18 protein-coding genes are annotated in these 17635 nt (G+C 32.8%); 11 read left to right on the forward strand and 7 right to left on the reverse strand.

The window, feature by feature from the left end:
- Window positions 1-3 precede the first annotated feature (3 nt).
- The 10 genes from Q3907_RS02020 (at window position 4) to Q3907_RS02065 (ending at window position 11334) form a co-directional block, all read left to right on the forward strand.
- On the forward strand, window positions 4-834 hold the full coding sequence (locus Q3907_RS02020) for a hypothetical protein (RefSeq protein ID WP_301896996.1): 831 nt from the start codon (window positions 4-6) through the stop codon (window positions 832-834).
- A gap of 87 nt (window positions 835-921) precedes the next feature.
- On the forward strand, window positions 922-2052 hold the full coding sequence (locus tag Q3907_RS02025; protein ID WP_301896997.1) for an ATP-binding protein: 1131 nt from the start codon (window positions 922-924) through the stop codon (window positions 2050-2052).
- Between the two features lie 60 nt (window positions 2053-2112).
- The gene (locus Q3907_RS02030; RefSeq protein ID WP_301896999.1) at window positions 2113-2337 is read left to right on the forward strand and encodes a hypothetical protein; all 225 of its coding nucleotides are present in this window, start codon (window positions 2113-2115) and stop codon (window positions 2335-2337) included.
- Entirely contained in the window at window positions 2327-2752 is a 426-nt protein-coding gene (locus Q3907_RS02035; RefSeq protein ID WP_301896759.1) for a PrgI family protein, read from the forward strand. Before Q3907_RS02030 ends, Q3907_RS02035 begins: the two co-directional genes overlap by 11 nt.
- Window positions 2694-5030, forward strand: coding sequence for a VirB4-like conjugal transfer ATPase, CD1110 family (locus tag Q3907_RS02040; protein ID WP_301897000.1), 2337 nt, complete (start codon window positions 2694-2696; stop codon window positions 5028-5030). Before Q3907_RS02035 ends, Q3907_RS02040 begins: the two co-directional genes overlap by 59 nt.
- 165 nt (window positions 5031-5195) lie before the next feature.
- Window positions 5196-5816: a hypothetical protein gene (locus Q3907_RS02045; protein ID WP_301897001.1), complete on the forward strand. Its 621-nt coding sequence runs from the start codon at window positions 5196-5198 to the stop codon at window positions 5814-5816.
- Window positions 5817-5877: 61 nt separating this feature from the next.
- Window positions 5878-7356: a lysozyme family protein gene (locus Q3907_RS02050; protein WP_301897002.1), complete on the forward strand. Its 1479-nt coding sequence runs from the start codon at window positions 5878-5880 to the stop codon at window positions 7354-7356.
- A gap of 819 nt (window positions 7357-8175) precedes the next feature.
- A complete protein-coding gene (locus tag Q3907_RS02055; protein WP_301897003.1) occupies window positions 8176-8517 on the forward strand; it encodes a hypothetical protein in 342 nt (113 codons plus the stop codon).
- A 55-nt stretch (window positions 8518-8572) separates the two neighbouring features.
- On the forward strand, window positions 8573-10687 hold the full coding sequence (locus Q3907_RS02060) for a hypothetical protein (protein WP_301897004.1): 2115 nt from the start codon (window positions 8573-8575) through the stop codon (window positions 10685-10687).
- Window positions 10688-10689: 2 nt separating this feature from the next.
- On the forward strand, window positions 10690-11334 hold the full coding sequence (locus Q3907_RS02065) for a putative bacteriocin export ABC transporter (RefSeq protein WP_301897005.1): 645 nt from the start codon (window positions 10690-10692) through the stop codon (window positions 11332-11334).
- 301 nt (window positions 11335-11635) lie between these two features.
- Here Q3907_RS02065 and Q3907_RS02070 read toward each other — a convergent pair whose 3' ends face one another.
- From Q3907_RS02070 to Q3907_RS02095, 6 genes are all read right to left on the reverse strand, one after another.
- Window positions 11636-12232: an SdpI family protein gene (locus Q3907_RS02070; RefSeq protein WP_301897006.1), complete on the reverse strand. Its 597-nt coding sequence runs from the start codon at window positions 12230-12232 to the stop codon at window positions 11636-11638.
- The gene (locus Q3907_RS02075) at window positions 12222-12518 is read right to left on the reverse strand and encodes an autorepressor SdpR family transcription factor (RefSeq protein WP_301897008.1); all 297 of its coding nucleotides are present in this window, start codon (window positions 12516-12518) and stop codon (window positions 12222-12224) included. The genes Q3907_RS02070 and Q3907_RS02075 overlap by 11 nt, the downstream gene beginning before the upstream one ends.
- A gap of 132 nt (window positions 12519-12650) precedes the next feature.
- Window positions 12651-12845, reverse strand: a complete 195-nt coding sequence (locus tag Q3907_RS02080) for a hypothetical protein (RefSeq protein WP_301897009.1) — start codon at window positions 12843-12845, stop codon at window positions 12651-12653.
- A gap of 37 nt (window positions 12846-12882) precedes the next feature.
- Window positions 12883-13950 (reverse strand): radical SAM protein, encoded by a 1068-nt coding sequence (locus tag Q3907_RS02085; protein WP_301897010.1) that lies wholly within the window; start codon window positions 13948-13950, stop codon window positions 12883-12885.
- Between the two features lie 41 nt (window positions 13951-13991).
- Window positions 13992-14891, reverse strand: coding sequence for a PqqD family protein (locus Q3907_RS02090; RefSeq protein ID WP_337526219.1), 900 nt, complete (start codon window positions 14889-14891; stop codon window positions 13992-13994).
- Window positions 14888-16291 carry an ATP-binding cassette domain-containing protein gene (locus Q3907_RS02095; protein WP_301897012.1) on the reverse strand — a complete coding sequence of 468 codons (1404 nt, stop codon included), beginning with the start codon at window positions 16289-16291 and terminating at the stop codon, window positions 14888-14890. Before Q3907_RS02095 ends, Q3907_RS02090 begins: the two co-directional genes overlap by 4 nt.
- Before the next feature lie 261 nt (window positions 16292-16552).
- On the opposite strand from Q3907_RS02095, the gene Q3907_RS02100 reads away from it, so the two are divergent.
- A complete protein-coding gene (locus tag Q3907_RS02100; RefSeq protein ID WP_301897013.1) occupies window positions 16553-16837 on the forward strand; it encodes a transposase in 285 nt (94 codons plus the stop codon).
- 56 nt (window positions 16838-16893) lie between these two features.
- On the opposite strand, the gene Q3907_RS02105 is transcribed toward Q3907_RS02100, so the two are convergent.
- Window positions 16894-17136, reverse strand: coding sequence for a hypothetical protein (locus Q3907_RS02105; protein WP_301897014.1), 243 nt, complete (start codon window positions 17134-17136; stop codon window positions 16894-16896).
- Window positions 17137-17635: the final 499 nt, after the last annotated feature.

Genomic DNA, 17635 nt, shown 5'->3' on the forward strand with positions numbered 1-17635 from the left:
TGTATGGATGGAATCATCGATAACCTAACAAGTGCCATTAATACTTGGAATTCTAAACTGGCTGAAATATGGTTGTTGCTTACTGAATCACCAGCGTCATTTAAAGGTGGTGATATATGGAAAATCATTGTAAAAGTACATGAAGGCCTACAAGCAATTGGACTTTCCCTTCTTGTACTTTTCTTTGTATGGGGATTAATACGAACCTGTACAAGTTGGCAAGATGTTAAACGACCAGAACAAGCCTTCAAACTATTTCTTAGATTTATCATCGCAAGAACTTTAGTGCTTTATGGAATGGAACTTATGACAAAAATATTTGAAATCGTACAAGGAATTATCCAATCGATTACAGAAACTGTAGGACTTGGAGTATCTAACGAAACAGTGATTCCACAAGAAATTGTAGATGCAGTAAGTAATACTGGTTTTCTAGAATCTATCCCATTATGGGCTGTGACCTTACTAGGATCTATATTTATCACAATATTATCTTTCGTGATGATTTTAACAGTATATGGAAGATTCTTTAAACTATACATGTATACAGCTATATCTCCAATCCCACTTGCAGCAGCTGCAGGAGAAAGCACGCAAAATATCGCTTTTACATTTATTAAAAGTTATGCTGGAGTATGTTTAGAAGGAGCTATCATCGTCCTTGCATGTATTATCTTCTCTGCCTTTGCATCAAGTCCGCCAGTAGTAGATTCAACAGCATCTAGTGTATCTATGATTTGGAGCTACATTGGAGAATTAATATTCAATATGTTAGTTCTTGTAGGAACAATCAAGATGTCAGATCGTATAGTAAAGGAGATGATGGGATTGTAACTTTCAATATTTTTGTAAATATATATTTCAAATCATCTATGATGATATACTTAGAATATATAATTATATTTAAAAAGGAGTGATTATGTGTTTCATGAAGAGATATTAAAATTAATCAATTTACATCATGAAGGATCTTATTGGGATTTCAAAAAGCAATGGTATTCCGATAAATGTGATTTGTTGCATGATATTATTTGCATGGCAAATAATTTGGAAAATAGAGATGCTTATATAATAGTTGGAATTGATGAAGAAAATAATTTTAGATTTATTGATGTTTCTAAAGACTCAAATAGAAAAAATACTCAAATGTTAGTAGACTTTCTAAAAGATAAAAAATTTGCTGGTGGTACTCGGCCATCTGTTCATGTGGAAATATTAGATTATGGGGATGCAACTATAGATGTTATTGTGGTTGAAAATTCCTATAATACTCCATTCTATTTGGCAGAGAGATTTCAACAAATACAAGCAAATAGTATTTACACAAGAATTCAAGATACAAATACACCAAAAGATAAAAGTGCAGATATCAATAATGTCGAATATTTATGGAAAAAGAGATTTCATATGATAGATACACCTATTGAAAAATTTCGATATTATCTTTTAGATAAAGATAATTGGTCACAAAGTAGTAGTGAAGACCATTTGTACTATAATCTATATCCAGAATATTCAATCGACTTTGAACAAGACGAAAGAGATGGATATGAATACTATTTCTTTAATCAATGCAATCATAATCCTCATTGGGGAATTATACAATTGAAATATATGAGCACATCATTATTAGAATTTTCAGGGATTGGTTTAGATGGATTCAATTATTTTACTATTGCTCCAGAATTTGGATATTTTCATTTAGATGGTTACCATCTCAATGAAAACACCATATATTTTAAATATTTTGTCAAAGGATCTTTACCATACATTATTCACAATTTTTATTATCGATCACCGTATAATGATAAGTACGCACATGATAGATTTATAGAATCAATTCTTATTTTTGACTCGAAAATGGAATTTGAGCATTTTAAATATTACGCTGAGCAAAATTGGCTAACATTTAAGTATGATAAAAGTGCAGATATCAAACCGTATTTACATGAAATCGAAGGATTGAAAATGGAATTTTTTGATAAAGAATGGGATAACTTTTTTAAGTTAAAACATATGTTACAAACTTTTAGAAATGAAAACCAATTATAAATATGCAGAAACAAGCTGTTTCTGCTTTTATTATGCCTTTTTGGCAAGAAAGGAACTTATATGAAAGAAACTATATTAAATCAAATTATTTTAAAAACAGGAGATACGATTCAAATTCAAGAACCATTGAATTTACCTATGAATCAAAAGATTATGTATAAGATTGAACATGAAGAAGATAAGGTAGTTGTTCATAGCAATAATGGAGATATTGTAATACCGGTAGAAAACATATTATTTGCGACTTCTGTTCCATTTGATGATGGAGAAGCAGATGAAATCTAATTTTGAAATTAAGATCAACAAGGAAATACGAGATTATACCGAAAGCATACTTCTTGGCCTATCTTTACGTCAAACTATCTTTTCGATACTAGCGTGTGCTGTTGCATGTGGTTTGTATTTTTTATTCAAAGAAAGACTTGGTACAGAAGTTACCAGTTGGCTATGTATGCTTGGTGCTACACCATTTGCAGCATTTGGCTTTATTAGATTTCAAGGTATGTATACAGAAGATATTGTGAAGATGGCAATATCTTCTTTTCTTTTATCAACAAGAAACTTAATCAATACACCTTTTAATCTATATTACGAAATATTGGAACCATCGATTAAACAATCAAGAAAGGAGTCGATTGTACATGATAAAAAGCTACGAAAGATTGAAAAAGCTCAACAAAGAAAAAATAAGAGTGCCTAGAATTGTTCAGGATACCATCCCGGTAGATACAATCTATAAGGATGGTATTTTTAAATCTGGTAATAAATATACAAAGAGTTACAGGTTCTTAGATATCAACTATAAGATTGCATCTGGTGAAGATAAAAATAATCTCTTTTTAAGCTATAGTGATTTACTGAATTCTTTTGATTCTTCTGTTATGACAAAGATAACTATCAACAATCGAAAAGTGGATATTAAAAAGTTTAAAGAGGATATCTTGATTCCGTTAAAACAAGATAACTTAGATCCATATCGAGAAGAATACAATAATATGCTTCTAGATAAGTTATCCGAAAGTGATGACATTGTTCAAGAAAAATATATTACGGTAACAATTTTTAAAAACAGTATAGAAGAAGCAAGATTCACCTTTTCTAGAATCACCACTGAATTCTCTACCCTATTTGCACGTCTTGGCTCTTCTTGCATTGAATTAAATGCGGAAGAACGATTAAAAATGCTTCATGATTTTTATCGTAGTGAAACGGAAGAGTTTTCTCTCGACATGAATGATTTGGCTAAGAAAGGTCATTCTTTTAAGGATTTGATTACGCCTAGAATGAGTAAATACCACAACAAATATTTTGAATTTGATGATAAGTTTGGAAGAGTTCTTTATTTAAGCAATTATCCTGGCTTTTTAAAGGATGAATTTGTATCCGAACTTTGTGATTTAAACAAGAATCTCATGTATTCTATGGACATTATTACAATTCCTACTGATGAAGCAGTTCGTGAAGTAGAAAACAAGTTTTTGGGTGTAGAAAAGAATATTACGGATTGGCAAATGAAGCAAAATCGTAACAATAACTTCTCAGCCATTATCCCCTATGACATGGAGCTACAACGTAAGGAATGTAAAGAATTCTTGGATGATTTAATTGTACGAGATCAAAGAATGATGCTATGTAATATTACGGTTGTTCATCTTGCCGATTCATTAGAAGAACTGGATAAAGATAGCGAAACATTAAAAGCAGTGGCTCGAAAATATGTTTGTGAACTTGAAACACTATACTTTTCAAAAAGACAATTGGATGGTCTACAAACAGCCCTTCCTATTGGAGTCAACAAACTCAATATCACTCGTACCCTGCTTACAGAAAGTGCTGCTGTATTTATTCCCTTTAGAGCCCATGAAATTATGCAGAAAGGTGGTATTTGGTATGGACAGAATGCCATTACCAACAATCCGATTCTTTGTAACAAAGCTTTATTACAAAATCCAAACTCCTTTGTATTAGGTATTCCTGGATCAGGTAAATCTTTTCTTACAAAAGAAGAAATTGAATTCTTAATTCTGTCTACGAATGACGATATTATTATTGCGGATCCAGAAGGCGAATATGATCCAATCATTAAAGCGATGAAAGGACAGATTATTCGTATTGGAACGAACAGTAAAGATTATATTAATGCCATGGATATGTCAGAAGGATATGGAGATAGTGGTAATGCGATTGCAGATAAATCTCAATTTATCATGTCTTTATTCGAACAGTTAGATACGAATCATGGTGGTATATCCCCTATTGATCGTTCTATTATCGATCGTTGTGTATCTTTGGTTTATCAGGATTGCATGAAAAATAACTATGTTCCTACACTAAAGCATCTTTACAATAAATTATTAGAACAAAGTGAACCAGAAGCTAAATCATTAGCTATTAAGCTTGAATTATTTACAAATGGATCCTTGAACATCTTTGCCCATGAAACCAATGTAGATATCAAATCTAGAATCCTATCTTTCAATATCTTTAATTTAGGAAAACAATTAAAAACGATGGGATTACTTGTGATTACGGATGCCATTATCAACCGTGTCAATGAAAATTGGAGAAAAGGAAAACGTACACATGTCTTCATTGATGAGATTCATGTTATCTTTGAAAATGAAGAAAGTGCAACCTTCTTTGCATCTGCATGGAGACAATTCCGTAAAAGAGATGCCTATCCAACGGGTATTACACAAAATGTTAAATATCTTCTCTCTTCTCAGCAAGGTACAAGCATGTTGTCGAACTCTGAATTTATTGTCATGTTGAATCAATCTGCCAACGATAGAGAAGATTTAGCTAGACTTTTAAATATTTCAGAAGAACAGATGGGATACATTACAAATGCACCAACTGGATCTGGATTAATCAAGTATGGAGGTTCCATTGTTCCTTTTGTGAATAAGATGCCAAAAGGATTATTGTACGATCTCAATACAACGAAGCCTGGGGATCGAAAGCTTCTAATGAACTAATATATTTCAGGGAACTTTTTATTATATTTGTTGTGAATAAGTTTCCTAAATTTTATAACTCGGATCTATATAAACCTATACATCAGCGCATTTCTTATTATTTCAATTAACTGATTCAATATGATAAAATTTGTTTAAGAAATACTTTGATGGGAGTTGGATATAATGAATAATTCAAAAATCAAAATTTCTAAGGAAAAGAATGCAATAAAAGGAACGGATAAGAATGTCCAAATACAGGATTTTAGATTGAACGAATCCGATTTTAATCCATTAATTGGTAAGTGTTTCAAGAAGTATCGTTGTGATTCATTTGAGTATACAAACGGTGCAACAGGAATTGTAGGAATCTATATTGATGATAAAACATTCGAACTACGAAATGAGCAAAAATCTATTCAATACTTTGATTCAGTAGATGATATAGCTTTATGGACATTTAAAGAAGTAAATGCAAATGACATTCACTCTTTTTTTGAGGATACAAACCAAATCGATACTCCAGTTAATGAAATAGTGAAGAAAATCACTTTAGTAAATGAGCTTCAAAAAGTGAAAATTTCTAATGAAATCTATGAAATGTTGATAACAAGAGCAATTATATTTCATTTAGAAACTAAGGATATCTACTTTGAAAAAGATAATACAGCTTTTTCTGAAGAAATAGAAATCAAACGAGGACACAAATTAATAGATGAATTTCCAAAGAAAAATGATTTTTTCTTAAATCAATGGGTCAACGGAATCTCTTCATCAGTTGAAACTGAATTTGTTTCATTAGATTAGTTATATGCAAGATTGTAAGTTATACAGTCCTGCTTTTTTACATACAAAGGAGTTGACGAATTTGAGAGATATTAAGACAAAGCAAAAAATGCAAGCTATTAAAACAAAAGATACAAAGGGAAATATTCAACATTTCATTAAACAGCAAACAATTCATAATAAAAATGTTGATAGAAAAGAGGAGGCTTCTGTTAAATCCAATCCGCAGGTACAGGCTACAAATAAAGTAAGTGTTGCAGCAAAACAAACTGTAATTGAATCTAAACATCGTACTACTAATTTTATTAAGCAAAAGCATCATGAATATAAGATCAAATCAGCTAATAAGAAACCGATTATTGAATCAAATCATGATATTCATCCACAGAGAATATCATATATATCCAAGGCAAAGAAGCATGTTGTGAATAAAGTGAATGCTTCAAAGATGAAAAAATCTACAGAACAATTTGTTTCCAAGCCTATTGTCCAAAATACAACACATACTATAAAGAAATCATTTCATATTGTTAAGAAGAGTGTATCAGCGATGAATACACTTTTTTCTTTTGGAACAGGATTGATTTTATTACTTGTTGTTACTCTATTTATTGGAACATTTAGTGTGCTGGCACAGGATGGTGGATCAAGTAGTGAAATTGTTTCTCTAAGTGAAGAAGTCATTGCGTATGAAGATACAATTCGAAAATATGCAAAAGAATATGATATTGAGGATTATGTCACATTATTACAGGCAATTATGATGCAGGAGTCAGGAGGAAAAGGGAATGATCCAATGCAGGCAAGCGAGTCAGGGTATAATACAAAATATCCTAGAGTACCTAATGGAATTACGAATCCTGAGTATTCTATTGAAGTAGGAACACATACTTTTTCAGATTGTTTAAAGAAAGCAAAAGTAAAGGATTCATCCGATACGGAACGCATATATTTGGCTTTGCAAGGATATAATTATGGCTCTGGCTATATTGAATGGGCAATTCATAATTTTGGTGGATATTCTAAATATAATGCGCAACAGTTTTCTGATAATAAAAAGCAAGAGTTAAATGTATCCGGCTATGGAGATCCTTCTTACGTTGATCATGTTATGAGATATGTAGGGATCACTTTTAGAGGGGGTACTAATCCTAATTTTAATAATCTAGAAGCCTGGGTGACAAAGAATCCTTATGCACAGGCTGGATTATATGGACAATGTACATGGTTTGCTTGGGGACGATTTTATGAATTATATGGTTATGATCCAGGTTTTAGCGGCGATGGAAGCAGTTGTGTTAGGGAATTGATAGCAGCACATCCTGATAAATTCGAACGATCTTCTTCGCCAAAAGCCGGTGCAGTGTTCTCTGCTATTGGACATAATCATGTTGGTATAGTCATTGCAGTAAAAGATAATACTATAACTGTTCAAGAAGGTAATCTTGATGGCATTACAAATACGTTTCAAGACGCAAAAAAGGACTGGCAAACAAAATCATATACGTTAGATCAATTAAGATCTATATATGGTGGAGTGGTGTTTGCTAACCCAAAGTAAAAGTGGCGGGAAATTATCATCTCCAAATATTTTATTAACAAGTATATTTTAAATGATGAAAAACTATTGTTACTAAAATTATTAACATTTTGAATAGAACGGATGGGCTTGCTCATCCGTTCTATTCACCACATAGCTGACGCTTTTGTTGTTTTGCACTTCGTACTCAACTAGCTAAAATCAAAAATGTAAAAAAGCCTTATCTAAACAACGTTTGACTATTTTACTATTGGAATGTTAAACTCCCAAAAATGATTCATTTTAATGCTTTTTATCTTGACATTATTAGCATATCTATGTGAAAATTAATGTAAAGATAACGTTATCTAGCATTCTCATAATAATTTAAAAGAATATAGATTATTGAGCAGAAAGCAATAAAATTTTATGTATTAATATTTTTTATGAATGTAGCTTATTTGTGTATCAACTAATTTATGGCTATAAAACTGTACTGCTTGTATAAAACGAAAGATTTATATGAGGAATAGTTTATCTCAGAATGTAGTCATTGGTCCAAAAAAATTGGTATTAAAAATCCACTGCTTACCGGTGTTAAGAAGTAGTTTTATAAAGATTATTACGATTGATATAAAATCAGTAGATATATTTTTCAGTCTCAAAATATATCGTATCTTCTGAGTTTATTATCGTTATAGCGTGCCAGATATAGACAAAGTATAGAAAAATATAATAGAACCAAAATCAACTGATTTAATCGTCAAAATAAGCAGAAGATACTTAAATAAGAACTTAATGGTGAATTTTTGTCTATTGATTATGTAATACAAACTAAAGAAAGAATAACAGGAGGAGAAAATGAAAAAACTACAGAGACTTTCGATAATCATGCTTTCTATAATCACACTTGCTTTCCCATTTTCAATATTAGCGGATACTAAAAATATTCCTCACAACACCAAAATCAGTTTGCAATACGGAACTGCTGAAGCTTCGTGTTTGGATTCAATTGGAAGTTATTGGCTATTTGGAAAAGCATACAATACTAATAATTATATAAGCGGTGCTATTATTTATGATGGTTCGACAATGGTATCTGGGCAAAACGGTAAATCTAGTACTGATTTCAGTGTTAATTGGAATCCAAAAAAAGCTTATTCACACTCACATACTGCCTCTTCAGGATTAAGAACTAGATAATCAAAAGAGTTCCCTTGTCAATAAGGGACTCTTTTTTAGAAAGTTGAGATGAATTATGAAAAAATTATCATACTTGCTTGTTGCTATCCTAAGTGTATATATTTTTTATTCCGGATTCTCATCCTTTTCTTCTGATCAGATAAACAGAATGGATTCTTTTGCCACTTCAATTGGACAAACAACTAATAAAAAAGTAACAGGATTAAACCTGCAATTTAATGAAGATTTAGTTTCAACAATTCATGAATATTGTGAAAAGACAAACAGTACAGGAATTATAGCAGTTCATGAAAATACTGAGGGGTTTATACAAAAGAATTTAATCTATATTTATTCTGCTGATCCACAGGATTTGAAATCCCTATATATACGGAATGATCAAAAACGAATTAATTTTAAAAAGGATTCAAAGAATTATTATTCTACAAATCTAAATGATAAGGATGCATATAATTATATTGATTATTTAAATCGAGGCTATTACGGAGATTATAATGACATATATGAATTTCACACTTTAAATGATTTATTGAATCACACTCCAGGTTCTGAAATTATTACACTTTACTCTATTTCAAATAAAACTTCTACAAGTCAAATGAAAGATTATTTTAAAGAATTTATCCCTGAAAATAGCCAAGGACAAGGTATCTCAGATGTTGAAATTGTTCCTTACTCTATGCAAAAAGAAAAATTTTTGAATATGGTTTTTTTGAATGCAATATTAGGGACTGCATTGATTTTCGCTTTTATTTTTTTGAAAGATAGAAAAGAAATAGTAATACGTAAAATGCTAGGAAATTCAAACAAGAAAATTTTTATATCACTATATACAAAACATATCGCAATCTTATACGGTCTATTTCTTTTCTTAGAAATTATTTTATTCGCATTATTTGTTGGCCCTTATAGACCATGTGCCTCTTTATTCTTATACTATCTAATCAATGAGGGGATTAAGCTACTTTTCAGTTTAATTATGATAGGAATTATTTTGTTAATTTCAACGATAACCGTCAAATCAGTGAAGTATATAAAACAAAATGGTACTCAAGAAAATAAAACAGTTCTATCATTGGTCTTGAAAGGAATTCTGATTTTTGTTTTATTTCCTGTATTCTTAACAAACTGCGCGGATTGGATAGAATCAGTACACTATCTCTACATTTTGAATTTGAATGAAAGTCAAATGTCGAATAAAATTATAACAAACGGCATATCTGTGTCTTTAAATGAGGACTTATTTTATTCATCTGAACTTGTTAATAAACTGTATTATTATATGCAGGAACATAATGGAATATATGAGGATTTCGATATAAACAAACGAATTGACTTCTTAAAAAATCATATGGACAGTGATTTAGAAATACCTGTTTCAAATGAAATACCATATATAGTTGTAAATAATAATTATTTAAAAGATTATACGATTCGCGATGAATTCGGAAATCCTTTAGATTTTAATCAGATAGAAGAATCTATTTTACTGATACCTGAAAATTATTCATTCAATCAAGATCAGATAAGCTATTATTCAAATTATGAAGATTGTAAGGTAATTCGAATCGAACCAAATCTTAGGTTTGTAAGACATATGCCTTATGTAGAAAATACGAAAGATTTAGAAAAAATAAATCCGGTAATTTTTATAGACCATAATTGGATGGAAAATGCAGGGGTTTCAACTGATAATTATTTTATCCCAATCGATACAAAAAAAAGTGTTTCAAATTTTAAAAGATTTTTAATTCAGAACAATATGGACAAAAAAGTAAAATTTTATTTAAGTGATTCTTATTTTGCACAGGTCAAGAACAAAAAAACATATGAATTGATTTCATTAACTATACTAATCGTTTTAATAAGCACAATTTTATTTGTTTACCAACTTCAAGCGATTGTCATTTTCTTATTTGAAAAAAGATACTATTTGTCTATTCAATATCTTTTAGGGAAATCTTTCTACGAAAGATATTCATTATATTTAAGTATAAATATATCTCTTTATCTATCGGTGATTATTTTCTATGCATTATATTCTAAAAGAATATTAGAATCTTTTGAAATTGGCTTTTTAATACTTGGAATAGATTTGATATTTACCATTTTCACGTTAAAGAAAAAAGAATATGCTGAATGTGTAGATTCATTGAAAGGAGCCAGATAGTTATGAAGAAAATTGTAGAATTAGATTCGATTCAAAAGAAATTTAAAGAGAAAGTAATCTTTGATTCATTTTCTTGTACCATATATGAAAATGAGTTTGTTGCAATAATTGGAAAATCCGGGTGTGGTAAATCAACATTGTTAAATATGATTGGCTTATTAGATAGTCCAGATTCAGGAGAAATTATTTTGTTTGGAGAAAAAGGAATTAAGCCATTTTCAAAGAAAGCCACTTTACTCTTAAAATCAAAAATAGGATATTTGTTCCAGAATTTTGCATTAATCGAAAATAAAACTGTATACGAAAATCTACAGATGGCGATAAATGAAAAAAATAATAAGACCGTAAATAAGTACATTGAAGACGCGTTAAAAAAAGTTGGCTTAAATGGATATTCAAAAAAATACATATATGAATGTTCTGGGGGAGAACAACAACGTATAGCCCTTGCTAGATTATTAGTTAAGCCATGTGAATTGATTTTAGCTGATGAGCCAACCGGATCACTAGATGAAGAAAATAAACAAATTGTTATAAAATTACTCAAAGAATTTAAAAAAGAAGGATGTACAATTATAATGGTTACACATGATATACAATTAGCTGAAGAATGTGATCGCGTGATAGATTTGAATGGTTATAGGTAAAATGGTAATCCGCAATTAGATACCAGCTAGATTAAAAGTTGTAGGGTTTAAAATACTATGAGTGTTTTAAGGTTATTGCTTTCTAAAAGCAAAAATCCCTATGACTTTTAAAGGTTGATTTATCCCTATCTATTTTTATATATTCCAAAAAAGTGGCTCAAAGCCTTTATACTAGGGCTTTGGACCACTTTATTTCTTTTCTGGCTGTCAAAGACAGGATATTATAGCAGACGGGTTGCAGTTTTGCAAGATAATTACGTTTTTTTAGAACTGTCGGTTAGTTTTACCACGGTTAGTTTTATTATTTCCCCCCGCATTTTTTATGGAAGAAAAGATACGATAGTCCTCCTGGAATTCCTACCCATAGAATAATGGTTGCAAGGGTCAGAATTTCAAAATTTTCAATTACTGATACACCTGCAATATATGCGATTCCAAGCGGAATTGAAACATAAGCCAATACTCTATGTGCAACAACCCATGTTTCTTCATCAGTAACTGTCCAGGGGAGTCGCAAACCCGTATGCTTACTATATGGAAGTTTAGGAGCTATATTGCCGGAGAAGAAAATCACCGCAGCGACAATTGTTGCCGCAAAATACTTTTCTCCATTTTCGGAAATCTTCCAAATATCCGTACCAATCAAAATAGCAGCTAATACACACCCGACTAAAACAGCAATGTTAAAAATCGTGACCCCTTTTAACGTTTTCATCTTAGGGTTGTCTGCCGAAATATCAGTCAGTTCTCCAAGATGACGATATAAAATAAATACTGCACCCGAAATGCAAATACTCATTAAAATAAGTGCTACCATTTTGTTTTCGATAGCAAGGGACGCTGCCAAAGCAAGAATAGACAGTACAATAATAATTCCTCTTGTTTTATTAACACTCATAAGTACGACCTCCCTGCATACCTTCCTTTATCTGAAACAGATCAGATAACTGCATGAAAATCTCTTCCATAACAGAAAGATTCAACGAATATATAATCTGGTTTGCCTTACGTTCCGCAGTAACAATCTCAGCTTGCTTTAGAATATCTAAATGTCTCGAAATGGATGGTTGAGAAATATCAAAATGATCCGCTATTTCACCTGCACTTAGATTTTTCCATTTCAAGAGTTTTATTATTTCTCGACGATAAGGACTTGCAAGTGCGTGAAAAAAGTCTTCCTTCATAATATGCTACCTCTTTGTATTTTTAATTATAGCTAAAATTCTAAATACTGTCAAGAGGGTAGTTGATTTTTTATAATTGGCGGCCAAACATTTCTGCTTGGCCGCCTTGAGAATTAACGAACTATAAAGCAATTAACTTTCTACCGGATCATTAGGGATAGAAACAGGGTAGGTGGTATCCACCTGAAAAATCGTCTGGAAGAAAACGCCGGCAATAACGACAGCAACATATGCTTCGCCAATCGCAACGCTATTCATCCACACATAGTCATTGATGCCAGCCGGGGACGCGCCATTCAGCTTATCAACATCGGGTGATTCGTACATATGTATTGCCTCCTTTCTTTAGTGATTTCGGTCGATTTTAACTAAGAAGCACCTCCTTAATTAAATTAAGATCATCAAGGTCACATTCCATAAGGTCAAAACTCAACCCATTATCCATATTAATGTCTGCAATTGTATCTGTCAGTTCTTCCATATCATGAATAGACTGCATTCTCGATACAAGATACTGGATTACTCGCTTTGACCAAATATCATTCAGGCCATGATTCCAATAATCAGACAACGAGTGTTTATTTATATTTCCGACAACAATCGGAAGATAAGCAGATACAACAATGTCTCCATTTGCATGTACAATAGCTTGATCAAGGAAATTGTTGTTGTCCTTGAAGCGGATCAAGTGGTCAATCGGGTCTCCCCATTTCACATCAATGCTCTTGGAATATCTATATGCTTCTCTTTCACGAATGAGCTGGACGAGTCTTCTATACTGATCATCTGTCGGGACAATACCCAAGTTATTTTTTGCTCTGCCCAACAGCATCAGCGGTTGTAAACGAAGCTCGATATAATCTCCAGTTTTGACTCTTTTGCTGTTCTTCCAGATTTGAGCCAATTCCTCGTATACGATTTCAAAATCGTCCAAATTGAAATTCGTAGGCGTGAATGCAATGGATAAATGGAGATTGGTATTATTGATTACAAAATGGATTGCACGCATAACAGAAGCATATACACCTGTTTTGTTACGAAGTTTATCATGTGCTGCTTCCATTCCGTCCAAGCTAAACTGGATTGCATCTAATCCAGATTGCTCAAGCTCCATAATGGTTTCATCTGTAGCCAGAATACCATTTGTTACCATGCTGCAGTGTGTTCCGGAGGGCTTTAGCTCTTTTATACATTTACAGAGCAGATCCTTTCGGATGAGAGTCTCACCACCACAGAAACACACATTATAAAGTTGCATCGGTACCAGAGACCGAATAAAAGAAAGAACCTCTTCGTCTGATAATTCATTTTTTACAACATCGTTTTCTCCACTGCTATTAAAACAGTGCAAACACCGCAAATTACATTTGTTAGTAATATCAAACGATACCTGATGTGGTGCTCTCAAAATATGTGTAAATCGATTTGCCATTCCTTTCACCTCATATTCTATAGTCCAATGTATCTTGGGCATTAGTCATTTCTGACAATTCGAGCACAGTACACGTAGATATCTTGATTTCCGCAATACTCTTTCTCGCGAATTGCTTCCAACGAAAATCCATTGGGTACAAGAGCAGCTTCAATCACGTTCTTCGCATCTTCATTTCCATTTGGAACCTGAACCCTAAGCGCATTTATTTTCTTATACGGAAAATCTCTGTAATAAGAAATCACTTCCTTGATGCATCTGTTAAACAAGTATTTCGGAACCGAAATGAGCTGAATAACTGCATCATTCAGATATGCCTCATGAGCCGGTTTAACTGCAATTACACCAATAATTTTCCTTTGACACTTAATTACAAAGAAGTCCTTATAATAACTATATAAGCATTGCCGAATCATGGTCGGACTCATATATTCTCTATAATCGTTTCCCCAAAAATAACTGTAAGTATCAGTTAAGTTGTCATGAGGCCCCTGCTTAATGAAATCCTGGAAAAAAACACTCAAATCACGAATATCATCCTCTCCGGCAAGGGCAATCATTACCTGTTCATCAATATGGCCTACTGCTGTCAAAACAAACGGGTTATTGCTCATTCCATCATCATCCTTCCATTCAATAGCGTCCAAACGTGTAAAATTGCTTAGTGTATGAATCAGATCTCTTTCAGCTCTGGATTTTTCCACTTCCGGATACAGCTCAACCAGTGTACACAGAATCTGCTCAACGGTCTTTTCTCCATTGCACATATCCAAAATCTTCATGCTCGTGCTGTTACACATGGTGTAATTCGAGTCACCATTATTAGTCAACATGGAACAATAACCGTTGTTCTCCGTTCTGGAGTAAGGGACGGGAAGCCGTCTGGGTTTCAATTTCATGAAGTGAACATTCTTTTCAATCTCTACCGGGTATATAATCATGCTTTTTCTTCCTCCTCATTAATTTTTAAAATATGATCTGCTGCTTTAATCATGTCGCTGTCATGTGTCATTACGACAATAATCCGATGTAACGGGTCGCCACGAAGATAATCAATTAGATCCTCTTTACTTTTTTCGTCCAGTCCCGTAGATGGTTCATCAAGAAACAATACATTGCTGCGTTTGTTTACTGCCAACCACAAATGCAATTTTCTTAATTCACCACCAGACAATGTTTTACACTCATTATCCAGCAGCAACATTATTGATTCCGCGTAACTCTTGAGTTCACAGGATCCTTCCAATGTCGCAGAAACACTTTGTTTGGGGACTGCCAGTGTTTCCGCTAAATAGCTTTGAACCGTTCCAGAAGGAACCAATAGTTTTTGTGGTACTATGGAATAGAGTTCTTGACGTACAACATCCATATTAATGTGGAATAATGGATGATTGTTAATGTATATGGCATTTTCTGATTCGTATAAACCTGCCAAAATCTTTAACAAGGTACTCTTTCCCGAACCATTGGCTCCCACAATTGCATAAACATTTCCTTTTGCCATACTGTATGATAGATCGTTAAATAATTTCAGTTCTCCGTTTTGGGATGTAAACCGATATGAGAGTTTATCTATATCAATCGTTTGAATCTGGGTAATCTCCATATTTCCGTTGGACATCTCAGGAGTTTGTAAGAATTCCGTGACCCTGCTATAGGAAGAAGATGCATCCTGATAAGATTTATATATGTTTGCGAAATACTTAACTGACTTTAACATTAGTGAAAAGTATGAATTGATCATTAGAAATTCGCCGATGCTCATTTTGCCATAAATGATTTGGATACCACCAAAAATAAACATAAGCGACTGAAATATCGTGGAGATAACGCTGTCCGTAGATGAGAATAAATAGCTTAACCTATTTGCTTTAAGAACATGCGGAAGATAGTAACTAAACTCTTGTCTAAATGTTTTATCATTTTGTTCAAAGCTGGAATTTAGCTGAGTATAGAAAACATTGTTGATTTGGCTCGCTAAGTTGCCAAAAATAGAATTATCGGCTTCCTTCTTTTGCTTAAGGGACTCGTAGAGAGGTTCCTTCATCAGGCAGAACAATAATATATATGGAATAAGTAAGATTACAACCAATATCAACAGTAAAGGATTGATATAGAGAAACAGGATTGCAATCCCCACCATCTGAATAAGGTATAAGATAGCGGTCAGAAAATTTGATATAACAAATGTGGTTACTTGGATAACATCATTAAAGATTCGTTGTGTAACATATGCAGCGTTTTGTTTCTCGATATAACGCAGTTTCATATGTTCAATATGAGTGGTTAATTTAAACAGAAGAGAAAATGCCGTCTTAGTCAGTATTTTGGTCGTTGCCATATTTGCAAAATAGGACTATATAAAAATAGTTGGGGTCTAGATACGCTATAAGATTACATAGGGCAGTGTGCTAGGCAGCTCAAGATTCGCTCCAAAGTATTTTGGGGCGTTTTTAGTGCCTGCAGCTACATATTTTTTGATTTTCAAGATAATAAATATACTGTATCATTAAAATATAAGATTATTACTGTACATTTATGTTCTTCATTCAGATATAAATGTCTTTCAGGATTGTATGAATGAAACTCTGATCATTTCGTTTTGAAACACGCGTATAATCACTGTTGTATCGTTTCAAAAGACACAGGAGAAATTACTGTAGAACAGAAAAGAATCAACAATGCACTGTCAGAGAATTGTAATGTGATTATTAAATTAGTTACGAAAGCAGCCAATGGATATCGCAACTGGGAACGATTCAGAAACAGACGTATGTTGATCTTTAAAAAAGACATTGATTTTGAAATCGACAAGGATAACGGAAGCATTAAAATAGTTGAAAAAAAAGAACTCGGACAACTAAATGTTGCCCGAGCCCAAAATTAGCTATAAACCGTTTTGGGGTATATGCCGCCCCTTAAATTCTTGGAGAGCAAATTCACCTAACCCCATCCAAATTTATTGCGCCCAAAATAGGACATAATCGCTCCCAAAATACCTACCGTGGCGATAAATACTGAAAATTTGAGAACTTCTTCAATGACATGATTATATGTGAGAAAATCTAAAAAGACACCATTGAGGTAAGGGGATATTACAGAGAGAAAAAAACTTGCTAAAAGCATAAAGACAAACGGAAAAAACTCCCACTGCTTACGCATTTCAAGTAATACATATCTAACCACAACTATCCCCCCAATTGTAAATGGAATTACATCTTAATTGTATAGTTATAATGCTAAATATGCAATTGTGAAAAACATACAAATTTTCTGACGGATTTTAATTCTACATATTTTGCACACAACCGATACGCTTGGTAAAAATACAGGTTTGACATGTGCAAGACCTCCCAGGTATGCAGTTGATACCTTGACTTCTCGCCCTGCTTTATAACGCCGGTGGTGTCCGATTGAATCTGGCATAACGATTCAACCTATATTGGTTACGGCTAGTATGAGAGCATCACGCACCACTTTGTTGGTACTAACGACGCTAAATTGCTTCAGGCTTTCGCTTTAGGGCTCTAAGTCTTTCCTTCCTACGCTTAGCACTGTACCTCACGATACAATGCCCAAGGACTAGATACTGGCCTCTTTGCTCCAAGAGTTACCAGGTCAGGAGTTTCACCTAACTAAATCAACTGCACCGAACTGGCGCACCATACTTTTTCCTCTTTCTGAT

This window comes from uncultured Holdemanella sp. (assembly GCF_958348295.1).
GTDB lineage: Bacteria > Bacillota_I > Bacilli_A > Erysipelotrichales > Erysipelotrichaceae > Holdemanella.

Excerpts from the sequence above, each read along its gene's own strand:
- Q3907_RS02020 (WP_301896996.1), top strand. The coding sequence starts at position 4 with ATGGATGGAATCATCGATAACCTAACAAGTGCCATTAATACTTGGAAT.
- Q3907_RS02030 (WP_301896999.1), top strand. The coding sequence starts at position 2,113 with ATGAAAGAAACTATATTAAATCAAATTATTTTAAAAACAGGAGATACG.
- Q3907_RS02035 (WP_301896759.1), top strand. The coding sequence starts at position 2,327 with ATGAAATCTAATTTTGAAATTAAGATCAACAAGGAAATACGAGATTAT.
- Q3907_RS02040 (WP_301897000.1), top strand. The coding sequence starts at position 2,694 with ATGATAAAAAGCTACGAAAGATTGAAAAAGCTCAACAAAGAAAAAATA.
- Q3907_RS02045 (WP_301897001.1), top strand. The coding sequence starts at position 5,196 with ATGAATAATTCAAAAATCAAAATTTCTAAGGAAAAGAATGCAATAAAA.
- Q3907_RS02055 (WP_301897003.1), top strand. The coding sequence starts at position 8,176 with ATGAAAAAACTACAGAGACTTTCGATAATCATGCTTTCTATAATCACA.
- Q3907_RS02060 (WP_301897004.1), top strand. The coding sequence starts at position 8,573 with ATGAAAAAATTATCATACTTGCTTGTTGCTATCCTAAGTGTATATATT.
- Q3907_RS02065 (WP_301897005.1), top strand. The coding sequence starts at position 10,690 with ATGAAGAAAATTGTAGAATTAGATTCGATTCAAAAGAAATTTAAAGAG.
- Q3907_RS02070 (WP_301897006.1), bottom strand. The coding sequence starts at position 12,232 with ATGAGTGTTAATAAAACAAGAGGAATTATTATTGTACTGTCTATTCTT.
- Q3907_RS02075 (WP_301897008.1), bottom strand. The coding sequence starts at position 12,518 with ATGAAGGAAGACTTTTTTCACGCACTTGCAAGTCCTTATCGTCGAGAA.
- Q3907_RS02080 (WP_301897009.1), bottom strand. The coding sequence starts at position 12,845 with ATGTACGAATCACCCGATGTTGATAAGCTGAATGGCGCGTCCCCGGCT.
- Q3907_RS02085 (WP_301897010.1), bottom strand. The coding sequence starts at position 13,950 with ATGGCAAATCGATTTACACATATTTTGAGAGCACCACATCAGGTATCG.
- Q3907_RS02090 (WP_337526219.1), bottom strand. The coding sequence starts at position 14,891 with ATGATTATATACCCGGTAGAGATTGAAAAGAATGTTCACTTCATGAAA.
- Q3907_RS02095 (WP_301897012.1), bottom strand. The coding sequence starts at position 16,291 with ATGGCAACGACCAAAATACTGACTAAGACGGCATTTTCTCTTCTGTTT.